Here is a 12,699-nt window from a genome sequence, read left to right as displayed (position 1 = left end):
ACGCCCTCGGTCACTTCGAGTGACCGGATGTCACCTTCGGTCCGGCGGCAGGGGGTAAACGCAGAACGCCGGCCCACCCTCGGGTGGACCGGCGTTCTGCGTTACTGCGTCACTCCTCCAGAATCGCGACGGCTGCGGCGATGTCACCGTCGTGCGTCAGCGACAGGTGGATTTTCACCGTAGGCAGGAATTCGAGTGCCATGCCGTGCAGCTTGATCGACGGGCGACCCCATGCGTCGTTGACGACCTCGATCAGCGGGTACGGGTTGTCGCCGATCTGAGGCGGCCTCGCGAACCTGGACGTCGCCCAGGCCTTGAGGACCGCCTCCTTCGCGGCCCACCGTGCTGCATAGTGGCGGGCCGGATCGGAGGACTTCGTCGCCGCATGTCGACGCTCACCTGCGGTGAAGCTGTCGCGGATCATCGTCGTTCCGACTTTTTCCATCTGCTCGGCGAAGTCGGACACCGTCACCAGGTCGAAGCCGACCCCCAGGATCGCCATCTACTTGCACCCCGGCAGGCCGGAACGGTAGACGTTGTCGTCGCCGAGGCGTGCGGCCTCGGTCAGCAGTACGTCCGCTTCGAGCTGGCGCGACGCCGTGGCAGGCGTCCCGTCGTGCCCGAGCCTGCGGTCGTCGGGACGCTCGTAGAGGGCGTCGCCGCCGACCATCGCCGAAATCAGCCTGCGCTGACCGGCGACGCGTCGCTCGTTGGCCTTGGCCACATAGGCATCACGCCGATCGGCAGGAACCGATTCGAGGAACGCCTGCGGGTGGACCACGGCGATCAGTCCGGAGACGTGACCGAAGCCGAGCGAGGTGAGCAGACCCGCCTTCAGCGGCACCGAATCGCCGAACTTCAGCGGTTCGCGCGCCCAGACGAGATGTTCGAACTCGGTCATCTTGTCGTCGACGCAGTCGAGGCTGCGGTTCGGCGGGATGACGCCGTTCGCGAGCACCTGGCAGAGGCCGATCAGCTGGAAGGCTGCGGCTCCACCCTTCGAGTGTCCGGTCAGGCTCTTCTGCGAGACGACGAACAGCGGTGCACCGTCGCTACGGCCGATGGCCTTGGCGAGACGGGTGTGCAGTTCGGCTTCGTTCGGGTCGTTGGCGGCCGTCGAGGTGTCGTGCTTGGAGATCACGGCGACCTCGTCGGCGTTGACGCCCAGAGCATTCAGCGACAATGCGAACGCGCTGTCCCTGCCGCCGATACCGGCACTGAGCGCACCGAGCCCGGGAGCCGGGATGGAGGTGTGCACACCGTCGCCGAAGGACTGTGCGTACGCGACCACACCGAGGACCGGCAGGCCCATCTCGAGCGCGAGGTCACCACGTGCCAGCAGGATGGTGCCACCACCCTGCGACTCGACGAATCCGCCACGCCTGCGGTCGTTGGCCCGCGAGAAGCGGCGATCGCTGATCCCCTTGGCGGACATGGCAGCCGAGTCCGCGGTGGCGGACATGTCGCCGAAGCCGATGATGCCTTCGGTGCTCAGGTCGTCGAAACCGCCTGCCACGACCAGCTGCGCCTTGCCCAGCTTGATCTTGTCGACGCCTTCCTCGACCGAGACGGCCGCGGTAGCGCACGCGGCGACGGGGTGAACCATCGCGCCGTAGCTACCGACGTAGGACTGAACCACGTGCGCGGCAACGACGTTCGGCAGTGCTTCCTGCAGGATGTCGTTCGCACGAGCATCGCCGAGCAGGGTGTCGATGTACAGCGAGCGCATCGACTCCATGCCGCCCATGCCGGTGCCCTGTGTGTTGGCGACCAGCGTCGGGTGCGTCCACCGCATCAGCTCCGACGGGTTGAAGCCCGAGGAGATGAACGCGTCGACCGTGCAGACGATGTTCCACAGCGCGACGCGGTCGATCGAGCTGGCCATGTCGGCCGAGATGCCCCACTTGGTGGGATCGAATCCGGTCGGAATCTGTCCACCCACGGTGCGGGTGAGCTTCATCTTGCGCGGAACGCGAATCTCGGTACCCGCCTTGCGCGTCACCTGCCAGTCGCCGGAATCCGGGACCGGCGTGATCAGCGTGTGCTCGGGATCGGCTGCCGCGAAGGACCGTGCGTCGATCTCGCTTCCGACCACGAACGTCAGGTCGTTGTCGAGGAAGATCGAGGTCATCAGCGGTGCGGTGTTGCCGACCATGGCGCCGTCGTCGCCGTAGGTGCGAATGCCACACCGCTCGACCACGATGTCGTGGTAGCGATCGGCGATCTCCTCTTCGGGGACGAGGTCGCCGGACTCGATGTCGTACCAGCCGGGCTTGGGATCGTTCTCCCACGCGATCAGACCGGTGTTCCATGCGAGCTCGAGAACGCCTGCAGCAGAGAGCTGTTCGTCGACCTCCATCTCGAAGCGGGTACGCGCCGAACCGTACGGTCCGAGCTCACCGGCGCCGACGATGACGACCAGATCCTTCGGGTCGACGTCGAGCGCAGGCCATGCGGGAGCCGTCGTCGCAGCGAGACGCGGCGGTGCGGGCAGTGCGGCGATCACCGAACTGTCGAGTACCTCCTCCGTCTTGTCCGCCGCAGCGGCAGCAGCTTCGCGAGCCAGCTCGACGAGGTTCAGCTTCGTGTTCGCCAGTCCGCCGGTCAGGTCGGCGACGACCGGAGCCTGGGCAGCCTGACGACGAGCCGGTGCCTCGCAGAGCTTCAGCAGCTCGGTTGCCATCTCGTCCGTCGACCAGGTGCGAACACCTTCGGCTTCGACGGCCTCGACGATGGGGTCGTTGCCGCCCATGAGGCCCGTTCCACGAACCCATCCGATGTGGGCGTGAGCAATGGAAACACGCTCGGCCCAGTTCTTCTCGGATCCCCACTTCGCAGCGATGGCGTCGAGGGCAGCCTTGGACTCTCCGTACGCACCGTCTCCACCGAACATGCCGCGGTTCGGCGAACCGGGCAGCACGACGTGCAGGTGCGTGTCGATGTCGCTGTCGTAGCCGATCTTCGACAGTCCACCGATCAGGCGCTCGACCGACCAGAGAAGCACGCGCATCTCCATCTCGGCGCGGCCACCGGCATCGGTCAGTTCACCGACGACGCGAGGCGCGGCGAACGGGAACAGCATCGTCGGGGTGATACCTGCCTTGACGAGAGTCTTTGCGCCACCGGCACTGTCGACCTGGTCACTACCGATCCACTCGATGAGCGCATCGACGTCGGTGTACGACGCGATGTTCGCGGGCACGACCCACAGCGACGCTCCGGCGCGGGCATTCGCCCGGTAGAGGCTGCGGTAGAAGCCGAGTCGCTCGTCGTCGAGACGCGATGTCGTGACGAAGACCGTCGCTCCCCCGGCCAGCAGCTTGGCTGCGACCGAGGCAGCAATGGATCCCTTGCTGCCACCGGTGATCACGGCGACCTCGTCGGACCACTGGCCCTTCTCGTCGGCGGCCACTGCGATATCGGCGATGCGGCCGTACACCTCGGACAGAACGGCCTTGCCGTCGCCGTCCGCCTTGGCCTTCCACCAGTGCGCCTGCGCTGCAACGGCTTTGCCTGCGCCGGCGAAGCTTTCGACTGCCAGGTCACCTGCGGTACCGAGCCACAGACGCGCGAGGTCCTCGCGGGCGGTGGCCCAGCGGTCGTCGATCAGGACTGCACGGCGAGAGTCGAACGCCGGTGCGACGAGGCGCGGCCAGTCCGAACCGAGCTCTGCTGCAACGAGATCGACGAGTTCCGCGTCGGCATTCTCGGCTACGACGGCGTTGGGCGCCTCCGACAGGCCGAGCTGTTCGAGCACCAAGCGAGCGGCCGAGGCCAACACACCGTCGCGACCGGTGATGTGTTCGGTGAACTCACCGAGAGCAGCCGCGTCGACGGTTCCGCCGCCTCCGCCGCCTGCCGCCGGAAGCGACACTGCGACGCCGCGTCGTGCGGCGACCGCGGCGACTGCCGAGTCGATGACCGCGTCGACCGCGTTGCCGTCTGCGAGAGGTCCGTCGGCGAGACCACCGAGCGCTCCGCCTCGCACCGACGCACCGTCACGGGTGCCGAGGGCAACCTCGGCGGTGACGTGCGATGCCCAGCCGTCGCCGAGTTCCCAGGTCTTCTTGACACGGTCCGCGATGGAGGCCGGACGACGTCCCGACGGTCCGAACACCTTGCGCAGGTGGTCGTTGATCGAGTCGCTCAGCACGGGGCCGAACGGCTTGTAAGTACGAGCCAACTTGTTGACCGTGCCCGAGAGTGCGCCCATGTCGGCATCGGCGGCACCGTCGATCGCACCGAGCGAGAGCTCGGATCCGAGGTCGACGAGCAGCTGGTTACGTCGCGAGGAGACACCGTCGCACAGAGCCTCGATGGTGTCGGCGGGGCCGATCTGATCGAGCTGCAGCTTGGTCCACAGACCGATCAGGATCTTCGTGGCATCCGCCGCACTGAAGGCGATGTCGTCGGGACGCGGTCCACCGGACGGCGCCGCGGCCGGCGCCGGAGCGGCGGCGGGAGCAGCAGCCGGCGCGGCACTTGCCGTTTCGACCGGTGCGACCTCGTCTTCCTCGACCGGCGCCGGATCGGTGTCGGTGCCGTAGACGATTGCAGCTTCACGCTCGACGTTGAGAACCTCGACGGGGAAGCCGAAGCGTCCCGGCAACTTCAGCGTCTGCGACGCGAGGTTGGCGACGGTCGGCGTTGCGCTGAGACCGATCTCGACGAATCGCTCGACACCGAGTCCGCCCTCGGACTCGTCGGCGAACAGCAGATCCTGGGTCTCGATCCACCGCACCGGGCTGGCGAACTGCCATGCGAGCAGTTCGGTCAGCACGACGCGGCACAGGTCGTGCGTGCGGTCTGCCCACGAGTCGAAGTCCGCGAGGACCTCCGCGAGCGGCTCGGACGGAACCAGATCCGCGATCTCCTGAATGAAGTCGCGCTCGAGCGAGAACGGCTTCGGAACCAGGTTCGGGATGTAGCGGCCGATCAGGATCTCGGGATCGAGGTCCTCCGGCAGCAGCGCCTGCAGGCGGCTGCGGAAGTCCGCGACGCCACCGCGCAGAACCGTCGAGTGGAACGGCACGTCGATGCCGGGAACGAGGATGAACGCTGCCTTGCCACCGAACTCGGCGCGACGGATCGCGATCTTCTCCTCGAGCACGTCGAGGCCGGCGACCGTGCCTGCGATGGCGTACTGCGAGCCGCGCAGGTTCAGGTTGACGATCTCGAGGAACTCGCCGGTCTCCTCGGCGACACCGGCGACGAACGCCTGCACGTCGTCGTCGGCGAGACCGATCTGCGACGGCCGGATCGCGGCCATGCGGTAGTTGCTTCGACCTGCCGCGTCGCGAGGCACGAGTGCGTGCATCGCCGAGCCGCGCTGGAAGACGACCTCCAGAACAGCTTCGAGCGGAAGCACACCGGCGACTGCCGAAAGTGCGTTGTACTCGCCCACCGAGTGTCCGGCGAGGATCGAGTTCTCCACGAACACACCGGCTTCACGGAGCTCGGCCACCTGTGCCACGCCGAGGACCGCCATGGCGACCTGCGTGAACTGGGTCAGGTGCAGAACACCGTCGGGGTGCTTGTGCGTGACGCCGCGTGCCTTGAGCGTCGTCGGGTTGTCGCGCACGACAGCGAGGATCGAGAATCCGAGAGCCTTGCGGGTGTGCTTGTCGGCACGCTCCCAGACCTCACGGGCGGCCTTCGACCGCGAACGAGCGTCGAGGCCCATGCCCTGACGCTGGATGCCCTGGCCGGGGAACGCGTAGACGGTCTTCGGTGCCGCGGTCCGTCCGGTGGCGACCATGACGAGGTCGCCTGCGACGCGGCAGGACACCTCGACGATCTCGGCACCCTGGTCGAATCCGGTGCGGTCGACGCGCACGTCGATCTCCGCTCCCGGGCGAACCATGCCCATGAAGCGCGTGGTCCATGCCGTCAGACGACGCGGCGGAATCTTGGTGTCCGCGTAGTCGATTGCGGTGACGACCTGCTGGGCAGCAGCCGAAAGCCACATGCCGTGCACGATCGGGCTCCCGAGCCCGGCGAGCAGCGCGGCCGGGTCGGACGTGTGAATCGGGTTGTGGTCACCGGAGACCTGCGCGAACGCAGCCATGTTCCGCGGCGCGAGAATCGTGGTCTGGCGACGACGGCGACGCGGGGTGTCCTTGGCCTCCGCCGAGACCGAACCACCGGCAGGAGCCGGATCCGCGAGCTCGCCCTTGCCGGTACGTCCGCGAATAGCGAAGCGCTCCACCAGGGTTGCGACGGCCGGTGCGTCCAGACCTTCGCCCAGTGCCGCACCGATCTCGACGCGGACCTCGACGACGCGGCCCATGTCGGTGTCCAGTACGTCACCGGCCGCGGCCTTGACGACGAGGATGGACGGGTCTTCGGGCAGCGTGCCGACGAGGTTCACCGTGTGGTCGAGGTGAACGAGATCGAGCATGCCCTCGATGACGTCCACGCCGCTCTGCGTCTTCGTGGCGCCGAGGACGGCGAAGACAGCAGGCCAGCAAGCGCCGACGAGCACATCGGGAACAGCCTTGCCGCTGACCGCAAGCGATTCGGGCAGTCCCGATCCGGTCACGCCTGCGTGGTCGGCGACCAAGTCGGGGATCCACGCGAGATTGAGGAAGGCGACGCCGTTCTTGACCTTCGGAAGTTCCTGTCCTGCAGCGACTCCCAGCAGATCGGACATCGAGGACTGCGCGTCCTCGGCCGTGACGACGGGTGCGCCGCCGTCGATCGTCGACGCGGGGACGGTGAGGCGGATGCGCACCTCCTTGCCCGGTGCGAGCGGAACCGTCAGCTCGACGTGATCCGAATCCAGGACCGTCAGAGTCGACCCGGTCTGCGGGTGCGATGCGACGGTATCGGAGTCGACGACCCATTCGGCCGGATTACCCAGCCGCGCAACGGGGTTCTGCGTCATGCGCGAGGCCCAGTTGACGTCGGGTGCGGCCAGGACGATACCGAGCAGCCCCGGTGCGATGTCGGCGTGACGACGGCTCGCGACGGACAGTGCTTCGGCTCCCTCGGCGACGAGTTCGTCGGCGGCAGCCTTCTCGAAACGGTTCAGCAGGTCACCGACCGGCTCGTCGACGCGCGTGATGCCCGCGACGGCGACGGTGCCCGGAATGATGCAGACCTGATCGGCGGAGTAGCGCGGATCGTGTGCCTGCCACAGCGAGTCGCTGCGCCACCAACGACGCACGTCACCATCGACGACGGGCACGAAGTTGACGGGCTTGCCCGGCATCCGGCACAGCGCGGTGAAGAACGTGACGTCTGCGGGGTGAAGAACCACCTCGTTCGCGTCGGCGAATTGCGCGAGCAGGGAGCGCAGTGCAGCGCGAGGACGCTCGAGGGTGTCGACGTCGGAGAACAGCGTCGGGATGGGTCCGCGATCGACCGGGTGCAGGCGAGCCTCGGCACGCTGCAGCATCTCGAGGAAGCGGGTGCGCCACGTGACGTCGATCCAGACGGACTCGGTCGCCTCGTCGATGGCGTCGGTGAACTCACCACCGCAGTCGAATTCACGGTGGACGTCGGCGCCGATCGCGAGATCGAGGTACCGCTCGAGCCACTGCGCGTACGTCATCTCCGCGACGTCGCCGAAATACGGCTTCGCGGTGCCGTCGAGCGCTGCGATGATCTCGTCGCGACGCTTGGCGACCGCGTCACCGTCGCCGGCGACCTCGTCGAGCAGGCGACCGCATCGCGATGCCGCGTTGTCGATCTCGTGGATGTCCGCGCCGAGCTGGCTACGGCCGGAGGCCATTCCGCCGTTCGCGGTACCCGCGCCGACCCAGTCGGGGGTTCCGGGGGTGTCGACGAGAAGCTGCTTGACCTCGGGAGCCGTCGTGGCTTCCAGAGCGGCCATCGCCGCGGTGCCGACGAGGATGCCGTCGAGCGGCATCTTCGGGTATCCGGCGCCGAGCGACCAACGGCCCGTCAGGTATTCGGCCGCACGCTCGGGCGTTCCGATGCCGCCACCGACGCAGATGACGAGGTTGGGGCGCGAACGCAGCTCCGCGTAGGTCGACAGAAGCAGGTCGTCGAGGTCCTCCCACGAGTGGTGTCCACCCGCGCGGCCACCCTCGATGTGGGCGATGACCGGGAAGGACGGGACCTCGCTCGCGATACGGATGACCGCACGAATCTGCGCGACGGTACCCGGCTTGAACGCGACGTAGCTGAAGCCGGCCTCGGTCAGCTCGTCGATGATCGTGACGGCTTCCTCGAGCTCCGGGATACCGGCGGTGACGACGACGCCGTCGAACGGAGCACCGGCAGCGCGGGCACGCGGAACGAGACGCTTGCCACCGACGTGCAGCTTCCACAGGTACGGGTCGAGGAACATCGAGTTGAACTGCACGCCGCGGCCCGGCTCGAGCAGTCCTTCGAGCTTCGCGACGTGATCGGCGAAGATCTGCTCGGTGACCTGGCCGCCACCTGCGAGTTCTGCCCAGTGGCCTGCGTTGGCTGCGGCTGCGACGATCGCGGGATCGACCGTCGTCGGCGTCATGCCTGCGAGGAGGATCGGCGAACGGCCGGTCAGCTTCGTGAACGAGGTCTCGACGACGACGCGGCCGTCCGGCAGGGTGACCGGCTTCGGCGCGAACTCGGACCATGCCGGCTGAACCTCGGGAGCGGCGCCCGGGGTGAGCAGGTTGCGGTGGCCGCCGCGAGTGGACGCCGCGATGATTCCGACGCCCTGGCCGCGCAGGCCGGGCACCGTCATGCGGGTGAGGATGTCACTGGGGCCGAGGTCGAGAATCCACTCGGCGCCTGCGTCGATCACTCCGTCGATCTCGGTGACCCAGTCGACGGGGTCGACGAGAATGCGCTGCGCGAGGCTGCGCGCGACCTCGACGTCGAGACCGGTGCGCTGCGCCCAGGCGGCGACGAGGTCGACGGCGTCGGCCAGAGCGGGATGGTGGAATCCGACCTCGACCGGGAGCGGTTCGAAGACCGGCGCGAACGTGGAACCGCCACGCTTCTTCGCTTCACGCTCGCGCTCTTCCTGCGCGGCGATCTGCTCGCAGCGTTCCTGAACGCGGGCGAGCTGTGCGGGCGGTCCGGCGAGGACGACGCGGCGGCGTCCGTTGCGGATGGCGAGAACAGCCGAACGCTCGGGGGCACCGTCGACGGCCAGCTCGTCGACGATGGCCTGCAGACGCTCCGGCTCGACGCCCGAAACCGACACCATGGGTGCGCGGTCGGCGGCACCGATGATGCCGCGACGACGGGCGACGAGACTCGCCGCGGCACCGATCAGCTGCGCAACCGCGAGAAGACGCGCGTCCTCGCCGCCGTGGCTCGCGACCGACTCCGCGGCGATGAGGCCCTGAGAGTGGCCGATGACGGACACCGGAGGTGCCGCAGCGGGATCGAGACCCTGCAGCTTCAGCGCGCGCAGCGCAGCGACCTGCGTGAGGAAGACGCCGGGCAGCGAGACGGCAGCGGACGTCAGCGCAGCCTCGGAGGGACCGAAGGAGGCGACGCTCTCTTCGTCGTCGGCGAGATCCTGCTCGAGCATCCACCCGATCGGGTCGAATCCGACCGAGCGCACGACGAGGAGATCGTCGGCGACGGGAGCCAGGATGGCTGCGGATTCGTTGACGAGATCGGTGAGCTCGGGTTCGAGTGCGGAGTCACGAGCGAGTTCCTCGAGGGAGCTCAGCCACGGCGACCCCTGACCGCCGAATGCGAGGGCATAGGGTTCGCCGGCCGCGAAGCGATCGGCGAGGGTACGAGGGGTTCCACCGCTCCTGGGTGATCTGCCCGCGCCCTGTCCGTGTGAAGGCGTGCTCTCGTTGATCGTCAAGGTGGAAGATTCCTCTCGTGAGCAACTCGGGGGGTCGAGGTTGCTTCGTCGGGTGGTGCCGTGACCGGCGCGCAGAACAGCGACATGCTTCTCGAGCGAGACCCGCTGGCAACGAGTGGCTCCATCCGCGTGAAACCAGGTTGGCACAAAATCATGAGGAAATCCTCACGTTTCGTTTGACGTCCAACTGCTACCCGCGAGTAAGCGTTTCGCGACGCCTTTACCGTGCGTTGAACCGACTCGCCGGTAACCACCATCGGCGCAGGCACAGCGCAGATCGAACGCCGACGAACATGAGGAAACCCTCGGATTTTTCGTTATTGTTTCGTTATGTGAAGCTCGCCACACCGGAACGTCCTTGTCGGCCGATCGCCGAACTTGTCGGTGCCCTCTTGTAGCTTCCGCGCCACACAACCAACAGGGGGGTTCATGTATTCGCCAGTAACACATATCGATTCGCGTCGGAACGACTACCGGTCGGTGGTCGAGGCGGTCGCGTCACGCGTCGAGAAACTCGCGCCGCGCGCTACAACGCCGTTCTGGTTCCCGGGGTGGCCACAGGAGATCGAAGCGGCATTGCTCGACGCCGTCTATTCGGCTCGCGCCTCGTACGGCGGCGAGAACAGCGGGGTCCGTCGTGTCGTCGCGCAGTGGCGAGCGCATCGCGGGGGTGGGTCGCTGGACGATCTCGGCATGCTCGCCTCGTTTGTCGATGATCCGGATGCTCTCGCGAACATTCTCGGTAACCGCCAGCGCGTTGCGGGCAACGCGACGACGAAGGCCGAGGCAGCCGCACGCGCGGCGGCCGCATTGATCGCAGCAGGTGCGACGCGGACCGACGACCTCGTGGATCCGTGGGACGAACAGCGCGCCGAACAATACGACGAACAACACGACGCGTTCACCTCGATCACAGGCATCGGCACCAAGACCTGGGATTGCCTTCTGTTTCTCACCGGTCGACGCAGGCAACAGGATTTCGAGCTGCTGACGAGCTTCGTCTCGTCGGCCGTCGGCCACGACGTCGACGATTGCGCCATGCTGAAGCTGATCGGCGACGCCGCAGCAACGCTCGACACCGACGCGGCAAGCGTGGAACACGCCCTCTGGAGGGTGTTGCGCAGACCCGCACCCCGAAAGAAGGTGAGCGCCTAAGCGCGGTCGATCAACGCGGCTACACCGTCGAGAATTCGTTCGACTCCGAACTCGTACTCGTGGACGGGATCGCTCGCGGCGTCGTAGGACGTCGCCGCGGCGGTTCCGACACGAGACGCCAACGGATAACGGTCGTCGCCCATGACTCGTTCGAGCACCGGCGAGGTCGATTCCCACCACTGCGCGTCGGTCATGCCGGACTCCTCACGCACACGGTTGAACCGGGCGAGTGCTCGGGCGGTACCCGTCACGTGAGTGAGAACGAGGGCCAGCACCGAATCCATGTCGACGTCGGACAAACCGACGCCGTCGATGACGCGGAGCTCGGCCTCGTACTTCTCGATCGTGTGCGGCCCGAGAACGGCACGTGGCCCCTGAGCGTCGAGTAACCACGAATGACGTTGATACAGAGTCCAATTGCGCTCGGCGACGAATCGAAGACCCTCGCGCCACCCCTCGGTTGCAGCCTTCGGTTCGTCGACCGTCGAATACAGCGAGCCGAGCGCGCTGTCGACCATGAGGTCGGTCAACTCGGCCTTTCCGGGGACGTGGGTGTAGAGCGACATCGCGCCCACACCGAGCGCGTCCGCAAGCCGACGCATGGAAACTGCGTCGAGTCCCTCGGCGTCGGCGAGTTCGATCCCCGCGGCAACGATCGAATCGACGGTCAGCCCGGACCGGCTCGGCTTCTCGTTCGTCCGCCACAACAGTTCGAGTGAACGCGCGGGATCGAACGCGGACTCCTTCTTGCTCACCACGTCTGCACAGTACGCCGTACGTCGACCGCCCCATCCCTCCGGCAACTGCACGTGCGTTCGCGCCGAGATGGCGTTGTAGACTTGCCGAGCACTCGCGCGAGTGGCGGAATTGGCAGACGCGCTGGATTTAGGTTCCAGTGTCTCAGGACGTGGGGGTTCAAGTCCCCCCTCGCGCACTTGTTGCTCTCGCCACCGAACTACCCGATGTAGTAGCCCCTCGGGTACCGTCGGGGTGTGGCAAAATCCCGCTCTCATCACCGGCCTGCACTGATCGTGTTGGTCGTCGTGTCGGCGTTGGGATGCCTTGCGCTCGGATGGTGGCAATGGGAACGCTTCGAATCGGTCGGTGGTGACGGCCAGAACCTCGGGTACGCCTTCCAGTGGCCGCTGTTCGCTGCGTTCGTCGTGTACGCCTACCGGCAGTTCGTCCGGCTGGAAGAGGACAAGGCCGACGACGACACCGTCGACGCGGCGGTCACCGAGGACGTCGTGCGTGAGATACCCGCCGACCTCCTTCCCCAGCGCCCGGCCCCCAGCGTCGAGTCCGACCCGAGCGACCCCGAGGCTCGCCAACTGCGCGAGTACAACAGCTATCTCGCGGAGCTCGATCGCTCCGAACGTCACGACAGGAGTACTACGTGAGCACGGCACCGGAGAAGTCCGCATCCACCGACAGGACCAAGAAGATCGCGTCGGCGCTGCTGCGTTACCGGGTTCTCGCCTACGTCACGGGCATCTGGCTGCTCGTGCTGACCGGCGAGATGGTCGCGAAGTACATTTTCAAGGTCGAGAATGTTCCGAGCTGGATCGCCGTCGTACACGGCTGGGTCTACCTCGTCTACCTCATCCTGACGATCGATCTCGCGATCAAGGTTCGGTGGGCGGCGCCGCGCACCATCGGCACGCTGCTCGCCGGCACCATTCCGTTCCTGTCGTTCTACGTGGAGCACATCCGCACCAAGCAGGTCAAGCGCGACTTCGGCGTCTGAACCTGTTGTCGCC

General features: G+C 66.9%; 6 protein-coding genes and 1 tRNA gene. 4 read left to right on the top strand and 3 right to left on the bottom strand.

Annotated elements, in window-relative coordinates; translation table 11 throughout:
- Positions 1–109 precede the first annotated feature (109 nt).
- Positions 110–502: a holo-ACP synthase AcpS gene (acpS, locus tag A3K89_RS01835; protein ID WP_068421023.1), complete on the bottom strand. Its 393-nt coding sequence runs from the start codon at positions 500–502 to the stop codon at positions 110–112.
- On the bottom strand, positions 503–9,784 hold the full coding sequence (locus tag A3K89_RS01830) for a type I polyketide synthase (protein ID WP_068421019.1): 9,282 nt from the start codon (positions 9,782–9,784) through the stop codon (positions 503–505).
- 429 nt (positions 9,785–10,213) lie between these two features.
- On the opposite strand from A3K89_RS01830, the gene A3K89_RS01825 reads away from it, so the two are divergent.
- Complete coding sequence (locus tag A3K89_RS01825; RefSeq protein ID WP_068421017.1) at positions 10,214–10,939, top strand: hypothetical protein; 726 nt, start codon at positions 10,214–10,216, stop codon at positions 10,937–10,939.
- On the opposite strand, the gene A3K89_RS01820 is transcribed toward A3K89_RS01825, so the two are convergent.
- Positions 10,936–11,697: a TetR/AcrR family transcriptional regulator gene (locus A3K89_RS01820; RefSeq protein ID WP_068421234.1), complete on the bottom strand. Its 762-nt coding sequence runs from the start codon at positions 11,695–11,697 to the stop codon at positions 10,936–10,938. The genes A3K89_RS01825 and A3K89_RS01820 overlap by 4 nt on opposite strands.
- 94 nt (positions 11,698–11,791) lie before the next feature.
- On the opposite strand from A3K89_RS01820, the gene A3K89_RS01815 reads away from it, so the two are divergent.
- From A3K89_RS01815 to A3K89_RS01805, 3 genes are all read left to right on the top strand, one after another.
- Positions 11,792–11,873: transfer RNA gene (locus tag A3K89_RS01815), tRNA-Leu, on the top strand.
- Between the two features lie 58 nt (positions 11,874–11,931).
- On the top strand, positions 11,932–12,339 hold the full coding sequence (locus A3K89_RS01810; RefSeq protein WP_068421015.1) for a transcriptional regulator: 408 nt from the start codon (positions 11,932–11,934) through the stop codon (positions 12,337–12,339).
- The gene (locus A3K89_RS01805; protein ID WP_068421014.1) at positions 12,336–12,686 is read left to right on the top strand and encodes a DUF3817 domain-containing protein; all 351 of its coding nucleotides are present in this window, start codon (positions 12,336–12,338) and stop codon (positions 12,684–12,686) included. Before A3K89_RS01810 ends, A3K89_RS01805 begins: the two co-directional genes overlap by 4 nt.
- Positions 12,687–12,699: the final 13 nt, after the last annotated feature.

It is taken from the genome of Rhodococcoides kyotonense (assembly GCF_001645385.1).
Classification (GTDB): Bacteria; Actinomycetota; Actinomycetes; order Mycobacteriales; family Mycobacteriaceae; genus Rhodococcoides; species Rhodococcoides kyotonensis_B.
Note: the sequence above shows the minus strand (reverse complement) of the source record. Positions and strands in the feature narration are given on the sequence as shown.

Bases quoted from the DNA above. Each gene is read 5' to 3' on its own strand.
- acpS (WP_068421023.1), bottom strand. From the start codon at position 502: ATGGCGATCCTGGGGGTCGGCTTCGACCTGGTGACGGTGTCCGACTTC.
- A3K89_RS01825 (WP_068421017.1), top strand. From the start codon at position 10,214: ATGTATTCGCCAGTAACACATATCGATTCGCGTCGGAACGACTACCGG.